This window comes from Pseudomonas abietaniphila, assembly GCF_039697315.1.
Lineage (GTDB): Bacteria > Pseudomonadota > Gammaproteobacteria > Pseudomonadales > Pseudomonadaceae > Aquipseudomonas > Aquipseudomonas abietaniphila_B.
Map to the genome: position 1 here is coordinate 4,457,726 of NZ_CP155619.1, position 14,963 is coordinate 4,472,688.

At 58.7% G+C, this 14,963-nt stretch carries 15 protein-coding genes; all 15 read left to right on the plus strand.

What is annotated here, in order from left to right:
* Positions 1–186: 186 nt before the first annotated feature.
* The 15 genes from rpsB (at position 187) to rnhB (ending at position 14,907) form a co-directional block, all read left to right on the plus strand.
* Positions 187–927, plus strand: a complete 741-nt coding sequence (gene rpsB, locus ABDX87_RS19660; protein WP_074752735.1) for a 30S ribosomal protein S2 — start codon at positions 187–189, stop codon at positions 925–927.
* A 187-nt stretch (positions 928–1,114) separates the two neighbouring features.
* The gene (tsf, locus tag ABDX87_RS19665; protein ID WP_074752734.1) at positions 1,115–1,978 is read left to right on the plus strand and encodes a translation elongation factor Ts; all 864 of its coding nucleotides are present in this window, start codon (positions 1,115–1,117) and stop codon (positions 1,976–1,978) included.
* A 214-nt stretch (positions 1,979–2,192) separates the two neighbouring features.
* A complete protein-coding gene (gene pyrH, locus ABDX87_RS19670; protein ID WP_019692086.1) occupies positions 2,193–2,936 on the plus strand; it encodes a UMP kinase in 744 nt (247 codons plus the stop codon).
* Positions 2,933–3,490, plus strand: a complete 558-nt coding sequence (gene frr / locus ABDX87_RS19675) for a ribosome recycling factor (RefSeq protein ID WP_074752733.1) — start codon at positions 2,933–2,935, stop codon at positions 3,488–3,490. Before pyrH ends, frr begins: the two co-directional genes overlap by 4 nt.
* Before the next feature lie 17 nt (positions 3,491–3,507).
* Positions 3,508–4,263 (plus strand): polyprenyl diphosphate synthase, encoded by a 756-nt coding sequence (gene uppS, locus ABDX87_RS19680; protein ID WP_074752732.1) that lies wholly within the window; start codon positions 3,508–3,510, stop codon positions 4,261–4,263.
* Positions 4,263–5,081, plus strand: a complete 819-nt coding sequence (locus ABDX87_RS19685) for a phosphatidate cytidylyltransferase (protein ID WP_346829381.1) — start codon at positions 4,263–4,265, stop codon at positions 5,079–5,081. The genes uppS and ABDX87_RS19685 overlap by 1 nt, the downstream gene beginning before the upstream one ends.
* Positions 5,078–6,268, plus strand: a complete 1,191-nt coding sequence (gene ispC / locus ABDX87_RS19690; RefSeq protein WP_346829382.1) for a 1-deoxy-D-xylulose-5-phosphate reductoisomerase — start codon at positions 5,078–5,080, stop codon at positions 6,266–6,268. The genes ABDX87_RS19685 and ispC overlap by 4 nt, the downstream gene beginning before the upstream one ends.
* A gap of 93 nt (positions 6,269–6,361) precedes the next feature.
* Complete coding sequence (gene rseP / locus ABDX87_RS19695) at positions 6,362–7,714, plus strand: sigma E protease regulator RseP (protein WP_346829383.1); 1,353 nt, start codon at positions 6,362–6,364, stop codon at positions 7,712–7,714.
* Between the two features lie 75 nt (positions 7,715–7,789).
* The gene (bamA, locus tag ABDX87_RS19700; RefSeq protein WP_346829384.1) at positions 7,790–10,180 is read left to right on the plus strand and encodes an outer membrane protein assembly factor BamA; all 2,391 of its coding nucleotides are present in this window, start codon (positions 7,790–7,792) and stop codon (positions 10,178–10,180) included.
* Positions 10,181–10,225: 45 nt separating this feature from the next.
* On the plus strand, positions 10,226–10,729 hold the full coding sequence (locus ABDX87_RS19705; protein WP_062383122.1) for an OmpH family outer membrane protein: 504 nt from the start codon (positions 10,226–10,228) through the stop codon (positions 10,727–10,729).
* Positions 10,730–10,733: 4 nt separating this feature from the next.
* Positions 10,734–11,789 (plus strand): UDP-3-O-(3-hydroxymyristoyl)glucosamine N-acyltransferase, encoded by a 1,056-nt coding sequence (gene lpxD / locus ABDX87_RS19710; RefSeq protein WP_346829385.1) that lies wholly within the window; start codon positions 10,734–10,736, stop codon positions 11,787–11,789.
* 112 nt (positions 11,790–11,901) lie between these two features.
* Positions 11,902–12,342, plus strand: coding sequence for a 3-hydroxyacyl-ACP dehydratase FabZ (gene fabZ, locus ABDX87_RS19715; protein ID WP_074752726.1), 441 nt, complete (start codon positions 11,902–11,904; stop codon positions 12,340–12,342).
* Positions 12,339–13,115, plus strand: a complete 777-nt coding sequence (gene lpxA, locus ABDX87_RS19720; RefSeq protein ID WP_346829386.1) for an acyl-ACP--UDP-N-acetylglucosamine O-acyltransferase — start codon at positions 12,339–12,341, stop codon at positions 13,113–13,115. The genes fabZ and lpxA overlap by 4 nt, the downstream gene beginning before the upstream one ends.
* A 2-nt stretch (positions 13,116–13,117) precedes the next feature.
* Positions 13,118–14,254, plus strand: a complete 1,137-nt coding sequence (gene lpxB, locus ABDX87_RS19725; RefSeq protein ID WP_431061165.1) for a lipid-A-disaccharide synthase — start codon at positions 13,118–13,120, stop codon at positions 14,252–14,254.
* 11 nt (positions 14,255–14,265) lie between these two features.
* A complete protein-coding gene (gene rnhB / locus ABDX87_RS19730; RefSeq protein WP_346829387.1) occupies positions 14,266–14,907 on the plus strand; it encodes a ribonuclease HII in 642 nt (213 codons plus the stop codon).
* Positions 14,908–14,963 lie beyond the last annotated feature (56 nt).

Below are 14,963 nucleotides of genomic sequence, written 5' to 3' on the forward strand. Positions count from 1 at the left end.
AACAGGATCTTAATTCGGGTTCCGTTATCAGAGCTTTTGTGATATAAAATGCGCCGCTTTACGGGGTAAGCCCGAAAGCCCAAACCCACACACGTGTCGACACGATGACCTGGGTGCCCTCGGCTCAAGCCGTTGGTTGGTCATTGGGATACGTGGAGGCCTAACCCGACTTATCAAGGAACTATCATGTCCCAAGTCAACATGCGCGATATGCTGAAGGCCGGTGTGCACTTCGGTCACCAAACCCGTTACTGGAATCCGAAAATGGGTAAGTACATTTTCGGCGCGCGTAACAAGATTCACATCATCAACCTTGAAAAAACCCTGCCTATGTTCAACGAAGCACTGACTTTCGTTGAGCGCCTGGCTCAGGGCAAAAACAAGATTCTGTTCGTCGGCACCAAGCGTTCCGCTGGCAAGATCGTTGCTGAAGAAGCAGCACGTTGCGGTTCGCCGTACGTCGATCACCGCTGGTTGGGCGGCATGCTGACCAACTTCAAAACCATCCGTGCTTCCATCAAGCGTCTGCGTGAGCTTGAAGTTCAGGCCGAAGACGGTACGTTCGCCAAGCTGACCAAGAAAGAGGCGCTGATGCGCACTCGCGATCTGGAAAAGCTGGATCGTAGCCTGGGTGGTATCAAGGACATGGGCGGTCTGCCAGACGCACTGTTCGTCATCGACGTTGATCACGAGCGCATCGCGATCACCGAAGCCAACAAACTGGGTATCCCGGTTATCGGCGTAGTCGATACCAACAGCAGCCCGGAAGGCGTTGACTACATCATCCCAGGTAACGATGACGCCATTCGCGCCATCCAGCTGTACATGGGTTCGATGGCTGACGCTGTTATCCGTGGTCGCAACAACGTTGCTGGCGGCACCGACGTTTACGTTGAAGAAGCTCCAGCGGCAACTGTTGAAGGCTGAGTAGCAAACGCCTAGCGTTTACTCAGTACGCGAAAAGGGGGCTCTGCCCCCTTTTTGCCACCTCGAAAACCATCTGGCGTTGCCATCGATCTTATTGTCATGCGCAGCTGTCACCATGGATTTTCAAGAATTTGAACGCCCGCCCGGCGGGTGGAATGGTTGAAGACCTATCCAAGAGGATTTTGAAATGGCAGAGATTACTGCAGCGTTGGTTAAAGAACTGCGCGAGCGTACTGGCGAAGGCATGATGGACTGCAAAAAGGCCTTGACCAAGGCCGGCGGCGACATCGAAAAAGCCATCGACGATATGCGTGCTTCCGGCGCAATCAAGGCCGCTAAAAAGGCAGGCAACATCGCTGCTGAAGGCGCCATCGCAATCAAGGACAACGGCAAGCGTGCTGTCCTGATCGAAGTCAACTCGCAGACCGACTTCCTGGCTCTGCAGGACGACTTCAAGAACTTCGTGGCTTCGAGCGTCGAAAAAGCGTTCGACCAGCAGGACGTCACCGTTGAGCAACTGATCGAAGCTCAGGAAACCGAGCGTACCGCTCTGGTTGCCAAAGTCGGCGAAAACGTCAACATCCGTCGTCTGGCGCGTGTTGAAGGCGACGTACTGGGTTCGTACCTGCACGGCAACAAGATTGGTGTGGTTGTGGCCCTGAAAGGCGGTGACGCTGAACTGGCCAAAGACATCGCCATGCACGTGGCTGCCAGCAACCCTGAGTTCCTGCTGCCGACCGACGTTTCGGCTGAAGCGATCGAGCGCGAGAAGAATGTCTTCCTGCAGCTGAACGAAGACAAGCTGAAAGGCAAGCCTGCCGATATCGCCGAGAAGATGGTTGCCGGCCGTATCTCCAAGTTCCTGGCTGAAGCCAGCCTGGTCGAGCAAGCGTTCGTCAAGAACCCGGAAATCAAGGTCGGTGAGCTGGCCAAGAAAGCCGGTGCTGAAATCGTTTCGTTCACCTACTTCAAAGTGGGCGAAGGCATCGAGAAGCCAGTCGACAACTTCGCTGAAGAAGTCGCTGCTCAAGTAGCCGCCAGCAAGCAATAAGACGGTTTTACCACTGTCGCCCCAAAGAGGCTGCCCGCTCACGCGCGCAGCCTCTTTGTCAAAGCGGCGGGGGAATTTGTTTTTTCGGGGAGAGTGGCTTACGAGGCTGCACATCCCTGACGCAGTAGCCTAGAGTTAGCAGGCTCGCAAGCCGCAGGCTGAAACAGCCCGCAGCTCTGAAGATTTTTTTTAAACGCCGCAGGAGAGATTCGCAATGGCTCAGCAGGGCAGTGGTTATCAAGCTCGCTATAAACGCATTCTACTCAAGCTTAGCGGCGAGGCCCTGATGGGGTCCGAAGAGTTCGGTATCGACCCTAAAGTGCTGGATCGCATGGCGCTTGAAGTGGGTCAACTGGTTGGGATCGGTGTCCAGGTCGGTCTGGTCATCGGCGGTGGCAACCTCTTCCGCGGTGCAGCCTTGAGTGCGGCCGGCATGGATCGGGTGACAGGCGACCACATGGGTATGCTGGCCACTGTGATGAACGCGTTGGCCATGCGTGACGCCCTTGAGCGTGCCAATATCTCCGCCATTGTGATGTCGGCCATTTCCATGGTGGGCGTGACCGATCACTACGATCGCCGCAAAGCCATGCGTCACCTGAACGCAAAAGAAGTCGTGATTTTCGCGGCGGGGACCGGCAATCCGTTCTTCACCACGGATTCGGCCGCCTGTTTGCGTGCCATCGAAATCGACGCCGACGTCGTGTTGAAGGCAACCAAGGTCGATGGTGTGTACACTGCCGATCCATTCAAAGACCCGCATGCCGAGAAGTTCGATCATCTGACTTACGATGAAGTGCTGGATCGCAAGCTGGGCGTTATGGATCTGACGGCCATCTGCCTGTGCCGTGACCACAAGATGCCGCTGCGTGTCTTTAATATGAACAAGCCCGGCGCACTGCTGAATATCGTGCATGGCGGGGCGGAAGGAACCTTGATCGAGGAAGGCGAACAATGATCAACGACATCAAAAAAGACGCTCAAGAGCGCATGCAGAAATCCATCGAATCCCTGCACCATGCATTTGGTCAGATTCGTACCGGCAAGGCACACCCCAGCATCCTGGGCAGCGTCATGGTGCCTTACTACGGCGCCGATACTCCGTTGAGCGGTGTTGCCAACGTAACGGTAAAAGACTCCCGGACCCTTCAGGTTGTCGCGTTTGAGCGCAATATGCTGTCGGCGGTGGACAAGGCGATTCAGAGCGCCGGTTTGAACCTCAACCCCACCAACCTTGGCGAGATGCTGTTGATCTCGATGCCGGCCCTGACGGAAGAAACCCGCAAGGGGTTCACCAAGCAGGCGCGCAGTGCGGCTGAAGATGCGCGTGTTGCGGTGCGAAATATTCGTCGCGATGCGTTGGGCGATCTGAAAAAGCTGGTCAAGGACAAAGAAATCAGCGAAGACGAAGAACGTCGTGGTACTGCTGAAATCGACAAGCTGATCAAAGATTTCGAGGCCCAGATCACCAAGGCCACGGAAGAAAAAGAAAAGGACCTGATGGCCGTATAAGGGGTCAGGAAGCTTTCATGGAAAAGACGAAGCTGGCTGTGCCGTCATCGGTACCGCGTCATGTCGCGATCATCATGGATGGGAACAACCGCTGGGCTAAAAAGCGTCTGTTGCCAGGTGTGGCGGGTCACAAGGCTGGTGTGGATGCTGTCCGGGCGGTGATCGAGGTGTGTGCCGAGGCGAAAGTCGAGGTGCTGACGTTGTTCGCGTTCTCCAGCGAAAACTGGCAGCGCCCGGCCGAAGAGGTTGGGGCATTGATGGAGCTGTTCTTTACAGCCTTGCGTCGCGAGACCAAGCGGCTGAACGAGAACGGCATCAGCCTGCGCATCATCGGAGACCGTTCGCGGTTCCATCCCGAGCTGCAGGCGGCCATCCGCGAGGCCGAGGCCAGTACCGCGGGCAACAGCCGCTTTGTCCTGCAGATCGCCGCCAATTACGGCGGTCAGTGGGATATCGCTCAGGCAGCGCAGCGTCTTGCGCGTGAGGTTCAGGCCGGACACCTGCGTCCGGAAGACATCACGCCGGAACTGCTGCAGACCTGCCTTGCGACGGGTGATCTGCCTTTGCCCGACCTGTGCATCCGCACGGGTGGCGAGCACCGCATCAGCAATTTCCTGCTGTGGCAGCTGGCGTATGCCGAGCTGTATTTCTCCGACCTGTTCTGGCCGGACTTCAAACACGATGCCATGCGCCATGCGCTGGCCGATTTCGCTTCGCGCCAACGCCGCTTCGGGAAAACCAGCGAGCAGGTAGAAGCTGGAGCCCGTGCTTAATGCTCAAACAACGAATCATTACAGCGCTGATCCTTGCGCCACTCGCCCTGTGCGGCTTCTTTCTGCTCGAGGGCGGCAGCTTTGCGCTGTTCATCGGTGCAGTGGTTGCGCTCGGTGCCTGGGAATGGGCGCGACTGGCGGGGTTCGAAACCCAGTCGATTCGTGTGCTTTACGCGACCGTCGTGGCGGTCCTGCTGTTTCTGCTTTACCTGCTCCCGGGTCTGGCGCCCTGGATTCTGGTGGCTGCGCTGATCTGGTGGCTGGCGGCGACCTGGTTGGTGCTCACGTATCCTGAATCCAGTGACCACTGGTCCAGCGTGATCTGCAAGCTGGTCATCGGGCTACTGATTCTGCTGCCGGCGTGGCAAGGGCTGATGCTGATCAAGCAGGAACCCATGGGCAACTGGTTGATCCTGGCGGTCATGGTGCTGGTATGGGGAGCCGACATCGGTGCCTATTTCTCCGGCAAGGCATTCGGCAAACGCAAGCTGGCGCCGAAGGTGAGTCCTGGAAAAAGCTGGGAAGGGCTGTATGGCGGTCTTGCGGCCTGCCTGGTCATCACCGCTGTCGTGGGCGTCTCCCGCGGCTGGTCGCTTTCCGGCATTCTGTTTGCGCTGGTCTGCGCGGCGATCGTGGTGCTCATTTCCGTGGTCGGCGACCTGACCGAGAGCATGTTCAAGCGTAAATCCGGGGTCAAGGACAGCAGCAACCTGTTGCCGGGCCATGGCGGTGTGCTCGATCGCATTGACAGCCTGACGGCTGCCATTCCGGTGTTCGCGCTGCTGCTGTGGGCAGCCAAAGATTGGGGCGTGATGTGAGCGGCCCTCAACAGATTACCGTGCTGGGCGCTACCGGTTCGGTAGGCCTCAGCACGCTGGACGTCATTGCTCGTCATCCGTCGCGCTATCAGGTCTTTGCTCTGACCGGTTTCACGCGTCTGGCCGAGCTGCTGGCGTTGTGTGTTCGCCACACGCCTCAATTCGCCGTGGTTCCGACTGCATTGGCGGCGCGTCAGTTGCAGGACGACTTGCGCGCTGCCGGCCTCGATACCCGTGTGTTGGTGGGGGAGGGCGGTCTGTGCGAAGTCTCGGCCCATCCACAGGTCGATTCCGTGCTGGCGGCGATTGTCGGTGCCGCGGGCCTGCGCCCGACGCTGGCCGCCGTCGAAGCGGGCAAGAAAGTGCTGCTGGCCAACAAGGAAGCGCTGGTCATGTCCGGCGCGCTCTTCATGCAGGCCGTGCGCCGCAGCGGCACGGTTTTGTTGCCGCTGGACAGCGAACACAACGCCATCTTTCAGTGCTTGCCGGGCAACTACGCCAGTGGCCTTGGTGCAGTCGGGGTGCGGCGAATCCTGCTCACGGCGTCAGGCGGCCCGTTCCGTGAGACTCCGCTGGCGGATCTCGAGCACGTCTCTCCCGAGCAGGCGTGTGCTCACCCGAACTGGTCCATGGGGCGCAAAATCTCCGTGGACTCGGCGAGCATGATGAATAAAGGCCTCGAGTTGATCGAAGCCTGCTGGCTGTTCGATACCGCTCCGGCGCGCATCGAGGTGGTCATCCATCCGCAGAGTGTCATCCATTCGATGGTGGACTACGTCGACGGTTCGGTGTTGGCCCAGTTGGGTAATCCGGATATGCGCACCCCGATCGCCCATGCGCTGGCCTGGCCCGAGCGGATTGATTCAGGCGTTGCGCCGCTGGACCTGTTCAGTATTGCGCGCCTGGATTTTCAGGCGCCGGACGAATTGCGCTTCCCTTGCTTGCGTCTGGCACGGCAAGCTGCGGAAACCGGCAACAGCGCCCCGGCGGTCCTGAATGCCGCCAACGAAGTGGCTGTTGCAGCGTTTCTGGATCGGCGGATTCGTTATCCGGAAATCGCGAGTATGATCGACGAGGTCTTGAATCTTGAACCTGTCGTTGCGGTGAACGAGCTTGAGACGGTTTTCGAAGTCGACGCCAAGGCTCGTGTGCTGGCTGAGCAATGGCTCAGCCGCCATGGGCGGTAAACGACAAATGCCAGAAGGCACAGGTCCAGCGCTGTGGGCAACGATGCATTTCAGATGCGTCCGCAGTGCTGAGCCGGTACCCGGAGAACAGCGATGAGCGCGCTATACATGATTGTCGGTACCCTGGTCGCCTTGGGTGTGCTGGTAACCTTTCACGAGTTTGGTCACTTTTGGGTGGCCCGGCGTTGTGGCGTCAAGGTTTTGCGTTTCTCTGTCGGGTTTGGCATGCCGCTGTTGCGCTGGCATGACCGCAAGGGCACCGAATATGTCGTAGCGGCCATACCACTGGGCGGTTACGTGAAGATGCTCGATGAGCGCGAAGGTGATGTGCCACCCGAGCTCGTCGATCAATCCTTCAATCGCAAGTCGGTTTATCAGCGAATCGCCATTGTCATCGCGGGGCCGGTCGCAAACTTTCTGCTGGCGATTGTATTTTTCTGGGTACTCGCCATGTTGGGTAGCCAGCAGGTGCGCCCGGTCATCGGCGGTGTCGAAGCCGGCAGTATCGCCGAGAAAGCGGGTCTGGCCTCGGGTCAGGAAATCGTTTCCGTAGATGGCGAACCCACCACCGGGTGGTCCTCCGTCAACCTGCAGTTGGTACGCCGTCTGGGTGAGACCGGCAGCATTGCGCTGAAGGTGCGTGAGCAAGGCTCCGACGTCGACACGCCGCGCGCGCTGGTCCTGGACAACTGGCTTAAAGGTGCGGATGAGCCGGATCCGATTCGCTCGTTGGGCATTCGCCCCTGGCGCCCGGCGCTGGCGCCAGTGCTGGCTGAGCTCGACCCCAAAGGGCCCGCTCAAGCCGCTGGCCTGAAAACAGGTGATCGCCTGTTGGCTCTGGATGGGCAGCCGCTCAATGAATGGCAACAGGTTGTGGACTGGGTTCGTGTCCGTCCTGATACCCGAATTTCTCTGACCGTCGAGCGCGACGGTGCAAAAATCGACGTGCCGGTCACCCTGGTCACTCATGGCGAAGGCAAGGCCGCGACGGGTTACCTCGGCGCCGGTGTGAAAGCTGTCGACTGGCCACCGGAAATGCTGCGCGAAGTCAGTTACGGCCCGCTCGCCGCCGTTGCAGAGGGCGCGAGACGCACCTGGACCATGAGCGTACTGACCCTCGATTCGCTGAAGAAAATGTTGTTCGGCGAGCTGTCGGTAAAAAACTTGAGCGGACCGATAACCATTGCTAAAGTGGCGGGCGCTTCGGCCCAGTCAGGTGTAGGTGACTTCTTGAATTTCCTTGCTTATCTGAGCATAAGCCTGGGGGTTCTCAATTTGCTGCCCATTCCAGTGTTGGACGGGGGGCACTTGCTGTTTTATCTGATCGAGTGGGCGCGTGGTCGTCCACTGTCGGAAAAGGTACAGGGCTGGGGGGTTCAGATCGGGATAAGTCTGGTGGTTGGAGTCATGTTGCTCGCACTGGTCAACGATCTGGGACGACTGTAAAAGCTACGCCGAATTGTGAATCTGCCGCATTTTGCGGCAGTTTGTTTATTGCCAGTTGGAATAAGAAAGGACTTCATGAAACGTCTGCTGCTAACTGCGGTTCTTGCCGTACTGATGATCGCCGAAGTTCACGCCGAGTCCTTCACTATCTCCGATATCCGTGTCAACGGCCTGCAGCGGGTTTCCGCCGGCAGCGTCTTTGGTGCGTTGCCGTTGAATGTGGGTGAACAGGCCGATGACGCGCGTCTTGTCGACGCAACGCGTGCGCTGTTCAAAACCGGATTCTTCCAGGACATACAGTTGGGCCGTGAGGGCAACGTTCTGGTTATCACGGTGGTCGAGCGCCCGTCGGTGGCGAGCATCGAGATCGAAGGCAACAAGGCGATCACGACCGAAGACCTCATGAAGGGCCTGAAACAATCCGGTCTGGCTGAAGGCGAGATCTTTCAGCGTGCGACGCTGGAAGGCGTTCGTAACGAGCTGCAGCGTCAGTACGTGGCCCAAGGCCGCTACTCAGCAGAAGTTGCCACCGAAGTCGTGCCTCAGCCGCGCAACCGCGTTGGCCTGAAAATCAACATCAACGAAGGTGCGGTCGCTGCGATCCAGCACATCAACGTCGTGGGCAACTCGGTCTTCAAAGAAGAAGACCTGACCGACCTGTTCGAGTTGAAAACCACTAACTGGCTTTCCTTCTTCAAGAACGACGACAAGTACGCCCGGGAAAAACTGTCCGGCGACCTGGAACGTCTGCGTTCGTACTACCTCGACCGCGGCTATATCAACATGGATATCGCCTCGACTCAGGTGTCCATCACGCCCGACAAGAAGAGCGTGTACATCACCGTCAACATCCATGAAGGCGAAAAGTACAGCGTCAAGTCGGTCAAGCTGAGCGGCGACCTCAAGGTGCCTGAAGATCAGGTCAAGTCGTTGCTGCTGGTCAAGCCTGGGCAGGTCTTCTCGCGCAAGGTCATGACCACCACGTCCGAACTGATCACCCGTCGTCTGGGTAACGAGGGTTACACCTTCGCCAACGTCAACGGCGTACCGACCCCGAACGACGCAGACCACACCGTTGACATCCTGTTTGCCGTCGATCCGGGTAAACGCGCTTACGTCAACCGCATCAACTTCCGTGGCAACACCAAGACGGCGGACGAAGTGCTGCGTCGTGAAATGCGTCAGATGGAAGGCGGTTGGGCGTCGACTTACCTGATCGACCAGTCCAAGACCCGTCTTGACCGTCTGGGCTTCTTCAAGGAAGTGAACGTTGAAACCCCTGCGGTGCCGGGCACCGATGACCAGGTTGACGTGAACTACGCCGTGGAAGAGCAGGCGTCCGGTTCGATCACCGCCAGCGTCGGTTTTGCGCAGAGCGCCGGTCTGATCCTGGGTGGTTCCATCAGCCAGAACAACTTCCTGGGTACGGGTAACAAGGTCAGCATCGGCCTGACCAAAAGTGAATACCAGACCCGCTACAACTTCAGCTACGTCGATCCATACTTCACGCCGGACGGTGTGAGCCTGGGTTACAGCGCCTTCTACCGCAAGACCAACTACGACGACCTCGACGTTGACGTGGCAAGCTACTCGGTGGACAGCCTGGGTGCCGGTATCAACATGGGTTACCCGATCAGTGAGACGTCGCGTCTGAACTTCGGTTTATCCGTTCAGCGGGACTCGTTGAGCACCGGTACTTACACCGTTGACGAAATCTTCGACTTCATCGACAAGGAAGGCGACAGCTTCACCAACTTCAAGGCGTCTGTAGGTTGGTCTGAATCGACCCTGAACAAAGGTACCTTGCCAACCCGCGGTTCTTCGCAGAGCCTGACACTGGAAACCACGATTCCGGGCAGTGACCTGTCGTTCTACAAACTTGACTACCGTGGTCAGCTGTTCCACCCGATCACCACCAATACCACGCTGCGTCTGCACTCCGAGCTGGGTTACGGCGACGGTTACGGCTCGACCTCCGGTCTGCCATTCTATGAAAACTACTACGCCGGTGGCTTCAACTCGGTGCGTGGTTTCAAGGACAGCACCTTGGGCCCCCGCAGTACGCCTAGCCGTGGTGAAGGCAATCCAGGTGGCCGCCCGGGAACCTTGGCCGACCCGGATCAAGATCCGCTGCCGTTCGGTGGTAACGTGTTGATCACCGGTGGTGCCGAGATTCTGTTCCCGTTGCCGTTCATCAAGGATCAGCGTTCGTTGCGGACGTCGCTGTTCTGGGACGTGGGTAACGTGTTCAACACCAATTGCGACAACGCGAAGACCACCCTTAGCGGTGAGAAGATTCAGTGCAATGGCCCAGAATTGTCGGGTCTTGCGAGTTCGGTCGGTGTAGGCGTGACATGGGTTACAGCGTTGGGGCCGTTGAGCTTCGCGTTGGCGATGCCGGTCAAGAAACCGGACAACGATACCGAAACCCAGGTGTTCCAATTCTCTCTCGGTCAGACCTTCTAAGGGTTTGATCACTGATAACGACAACGGATTTGCAGGAGTTACATTGTGCGTAAGTTGACCCAATTGGCATTGCTGGCAACGGTTCTGATCGCAGGCCCGGCATTTGCTGACATGAAAATCGCTGTCCTGAATTATCAGATGGCACTGCTGGAATCGGACGCGGCCAAGAAGTACGCCGTCGACGCCGAGAAGAAATTCGGTCCTCAGCTGACCAAGCTGAAGGCTCTGGAAAGCAGCGCCAAGGGTATCCAGGATCGTCTGGTCGCCGGTGGCGACAAGATGGCTCAGCCCGAGCGCGAGAAGCTGGAACTGGACTTCAAACAGAAAGCCCGTGACTTCCAGTTCCAGTCTAAAGAGCTGAACGAAGCCAAAGCCGTCGCCGACCGTGAAATGCTCAAGCAACTGAAGCCAAAGCTGGATTCGGCGGTGGAGGAAGTGATCAAGAAAGGCGGTTACGACCTGGTGTTCGAGCGCGGTGCCGTGATTGACGTCAAGCCACAGTATGACGTCACTCGCCAGGTCATCGAGCGCATGAACCAGCTGAAGTAACTTCATGACCGCGACTATCCAGCTCGGCCAGTTGGCCGAGTTCCTCGGTGCCACGCTTCGTGGCCCGGCGGAAAAAGAAATCACCGGGCTTGCCACCTTGCAGGAGGCAGGGCCCGGTCAGGTCAGTTTTCTGGCCAACCCGCAGTACCGCAAATTCCTCGCGACCACTCATGCTGCTGCCGTGCTGCTCAAGCCGGCGGATGCCGAAGGTTACGCCGGCGACGCGCTGTTGATTGCCGATCCGTACCTGGCGTATGCACGCATTTCCCACCTGTTCGATCCCAAGCCGAAAGCGGCAGCCGGTATTCACCCGACTGCAGTGGTGGCTGAAGACGCATTCGTCGATGCGGCCGCCAGCGTGGGTCCCTACGCGGTGATCGAAAGCGGTGCGCGCATCGCTGCCGGTGTCACCATCGGCGCTCATTGCTTCATTGGCGCGCGCAGCACGATCGGTGAGGGCGGCTGGCTGGCGCCCCGCGTGACGCTTTATCACGATGTACGCATCGGTCAGCGGGTGGTGATCCAGTCCGGCGCCGTGCTCGGTGGCGAGGGCTTCGGCTTCGCCAACGAGAAAGGCGTGTGGCAGAAAATCGCGCAGATCGGTGGCGTCACCATCGGCGACGACGTGGAGATCGGCGTGAACACCGCCATTGATCGCGGCGCCATGGACGATACCCGTATCGGGAACGGCGTGAAGCTGGATAACCAGATTCAGATCGCACACAACGTACAAGTGGGTGATCACACGGCGATGGCCGCCTGTGTCGGCATCTCGGGCAGCGCCAGGATTGGCAAGCATTGCATGCTGGCCGGTGGCGTGGGGCTGGTGGGGCACATTGAAATTTGCGACGGTGTTTTCATTACCGGGATGACCATGGTGACCCGGTCGATTACCGAGCCTGGCTCTTATTCTTCGGGGACGGCGATGCAGCCGGCCGCGGAATGGCGCAAGAGTGCAGCACGTATTCGCCAGCTCGACGACATGGCGCGACGGCTGCAACAGCTGGAAAAGATTGTCGAGGCAGTGACCTCAGGCGGTAAAGCGTCATCTGATGGCTGATACCTTTTTCTTATCAAGTGTGCAAAGCCGATAAACTGCCTCCTTGATTTGCTAGAGGAGTGCTGCGCATTCGTCGCGCACTCCCAATCTTTACTACAGGCTTCCTCTCGAAATGATGGACATCAACGAAATTCGCGAATATCTGCCCCACCGCTACCCGTTCCTGCTCGTGGACCGTGTCGTGGAGCTGGATGTTGAGAATAAGAGCATTCGTGCCTACAAGAATGTCAGCATCAATGAGCCCTTTTTCAACGGGCACTTTCCCCAGCATCCAATCATGCCGGGTGTGCTGATCATTGAAGCCATGGCGCAAGCCGCTGGCATCCTGGGCTTCAAGATGCTTGACGTGAAGCCTGCCGACGGCACCCTGTATTACTTCGTGGGCTCTGACAAGCTGCGTTTCCGCCAGCCGGTGTTACCGGGCGACCAACTGATCCTTGAAGCGAAGTTCCTCAGCTGCAAGCGTCAGATCTGGAAGTTCGAGTGCCAGGCGTCGGTGGACGGCAAGCCTGTCTGCTCCGCAGAAATCATCTGTGCGGAACGTAAACTATGAGTTTGATTGACTCTCGCGCAATCATCGATCCGACAGCCATTCTGGCTGACAATGTGGAGGTCGGCCCTTGGTCGATCGTCGGGCCCGGTGTGGAAATCGGCGAGGGTACGGTCATTGGTCCGCACGTGATCCTGCGCGGCCCGACCAAAATCGGCAAACATAACCACATCTACCAGTTTTCATCGGTGGGTGAGGACACGCCGGACCTCAAGTACAAAGGTGAAGCGACGCGTCTGGTCATTGGTGACCACAACGTGATTCGTGAAGGCGTCACGATCCATCGCGGCACCATTCAGGACCGTGCGGAAACCACGATCGGTGATCACAACCTGATCATGGCCTATGCCCACATCGGTCACGACAGCGTCATTGGCAATCACTGCATCCTCGTCAACAACACTGCGTTGGCCGGTCACGTGCATGTGGATGACTGGGCGATCCTGTCCGGTTTTACCCTGGTGCATCAGTATTGCCACATCGGTGCCCACAGCTTTTCCGGGATGGGAACGGCCATCGGCAAGGACGTCCCGGCATTCGTCACGGTATTCGGTAACCCGGCCGAGGCGCGCAGCATGAACTTCGAGGGCATGCGCCGTCGGGGCTTCTCGGACGATGCGATCCACGCGCTGCGTCGCGCCTACAAGACGGTCTACCGTCAGGGGCTGACCGTGGAGCAGGCGATCATCGAACTGGCCGAGCCCGCTGCACAGTTCCCTGAAGTCGCGCTGTTTCTTGATTCGATCCAGAAATCGACCCGCGGCATCACCCGTTAATCATGAGTGCCCTGCGTATAGCGCTGGTCGCCGGAGAAGCCTCCGGCGACATCCTGGGCTCCGGTTTGATGCGTGCCATCAAAGCCCGTCATCCTGACGTTCAGTTCATCGGCGTGGGTGGTCCGCTCATGGAGGCGGAGGGCATGAGCTCTTACTTCCCGATGGAACGGCTCTCGGTCATGGGGCTGGTGGAAGTGCTCGGTCGGCTGAAAGAGTTGCTGGCCCGTCGCAAGCTGTTGATCCAGACCCTCATCGACGAGAAACCCGATGTGTTCATCGGCATCGACGCGCCGGATTTCACTCTCAATATCGAACTTAAACTGCGCCAGGCCGGGATCAAGACCGTTCACTACGTGAGCCCGTCCGTCTGGGCGTGGCGTCAGAAGCGGGTGCTGAAGATTCGCGAAGGTTGCGATCTGATGCTGACCCTTCTGCCGTTCGAGGCGCGCTTTTACGAAGAGAAAGGCGTGCCCGTGCGGTTTGTCGGTCATCCGTTGGCCGACACCATCCCCCTTGAGGCCGATCGCGCTGCGGCGCGCGCCGAGTTGGGCCTGGGTGATGGCCCTGTCGTTGCGTTGATGCCCGGCAGCCGTGGCGGAGAAGTGGGCCGTCTGGGCGCGCTGTTCTTCGATACGGCGGAGCGTCTGCTGGCTCAGCGTCCCGGCATCCGTTTCGTGTTGCCCTGTGCCAGCCCGCAACGTCGTGCGCAGATCGAAGTGCTGCTGCAAGGTCGTGATCTCCCGCTCACCCTGCTGGACGGTCGCTCCCACGTCGCCCTGGCCGCGTGTGATGCGGTCCTGATCGCGTCGGGTACCGCCACTCTGGAAGCGCTGCTGTACAAACGACCGATGGTGGTTGCCTATCGTCTGGCGCCGCTGACCTACTGGATACTCAAGCGGATGGTGAAGAGTCCATACGTGTCGCTGCCGAACCTGTTGGCCCAGCGCTTGCTGGTCCCTGAGCTTCTGCAGGACGCGGCGACCGCCGATGCCCTGGCGCACACCCTGCTGCCGTTGCTCGACAACGGCGCGGAGCAGACGGCTGGCTTCGATGCGCTTCACCGAACCTTGCGTCGCGATGCGTCCAATCAGGCTGCCGATGCGGTGTTGAGCCTGATTGGCGCTTCGCCTTCACGATGAGTGTGCAATCAATGCAAATGGGTCTGGACTTCAATCTGGTCGAGGATCTGGTCGCCGGTGTCGACGAAGTGGGCCGTGGCCCGCTGTGCGGCGCCGTCGTGACGGCCGCCGTGATCCTGGACCCCAATCGCCCCATTCTGGGGCTGAACGATTCGAAAAAGCTCACCGAAGCCAAGCGCGAAAAGCTGTTCGATGAGATTTGCGAGAAAGCGCTGTGCTGGCACATTGCGCGGGCTGAAGTCGAAGAAATCGACGAGCTGAACATCTTGCACGCCACCATGCTGGCCATGAAACGTGCCGTTGAAGGGCTGCTCATCACGCCGAAGCTGGCACTGATCGACGGTAATCGTTGCCCTCAGTTGTCGGTGCCGTCTGCGCCTGTGATTCAGGGCGACGCTCAGGTGCCCGCCATCGCTGCCGCGTCGATTCTGGCGAAAGTCAGCCGTGATCGGGAAATGGCGGCCATGGAGCTTGTTTATCCGGGCTACGGCATTGGGGGTCACAAGGGTTATCCGACGCCGGTTCACCTGGAAGCGCTGGCCAGACTGGGCCCGACGCCCATCCATCGGCGTTCTTTCGCCCCGGTGCGCGCGGCCTACGAAGCGCGCGAAATGATGATTTCCACCGGTTTTACCTCGTTGCCACTCAGTTGATCGCGGGCTGATGTTTTCATGAGAGGCCGGTACAATCCGGCCTTCGTTTTCTGTGC

Excerpts from the sequence above, each read along its gene's own strand:
- rpsB (WP_074752735.1), top strand. The coding sequence starts at position 187 with ATGTCCCAAGTCAACATGCGCGATATGCTGAAGGCCGGTGTGCACTTC.
- tsf (WP_074752734.1), top strand. The coding sequence starts at position 1,115 with ATGGCAGAGATTACTGCAGCGTTGGTTAAAGAACTGCGCGAGCGTACT.
- pyrH (WP_019692086.1), top strand. The coding sequence starts at position 2,193 with ATGGCTCAGCAGGGCAGTGGTTATCAAGCTCGCTATAAACGCATTCTA.
- frr (WP_074752733.1), top strand. The coding sequence starts at position 2,933 with ATGATCAACGACATCAAAAAAGACGCTCAAGAGCGCATGCAGAAATCC.
- uppS (WP_074752732.1), top strand. The coding sequence starts at position 3,508 with ATGGAAAAGACGAAGCTGGCTGTGCCGTCATCGGTACCGCGTCATGTC.
- ABDX87_RS19685 (WP_346829381.1), top strand. The coding sequence starts at position 4,263 with ATGCTCAAACAACGAATCATTACAGCGCTGATCCTTGCGCCACTCGCC.
- rseP (WP_346829383.1), top strand. The coding sequence starts at position 6,362 with ATGAGCGCGCTATACATGATTGTCGGTACCCTGGTCGCCTTGGGTGTG.
- bamA (WP_346829384.1), top strand. The coding sequence starts at position 7,790 with ATGAAACGTCTGCTGCTAACTGCGGTTCTTGCCGTACTGATGATCGCC.
- lpxD (WP_346829385.1), top strand. The coding sequence starts at position 10,734 with ATGACCGCGACTATCCAGCTCGGCCAGTTGGCCGAGTTCCTCGGTGCC.
- fabZ (WP_074752726.1), top strand. The coding sequence starts at position 11,902 with ATGATGGACATCAACGAAATTCGCGAATATCTGCCCCACCGCTACCCG.
- lpxA (WP_346829386.1), top strand. The coding sequence starts at position 12,339 with ATGAGTTTGATTGACTCTCGCGCAATCATCGATCCGACAGCCATTCTG.
- lpxB (WP_431061165.1), top strand. The coding sequence starts at position 13,118 with ATGAGTGCCCTGCGTATAGCGCTGGTCGCCGGAGAAGCCTCCGGCGAC.
- rnhB (WP_346829387.1), top strand. The coding sequence starts at position 14,266 with ATGCAAATGGGTCTGGACTTCAATCTGGTCGAGGATCTGGTCGCCGGT.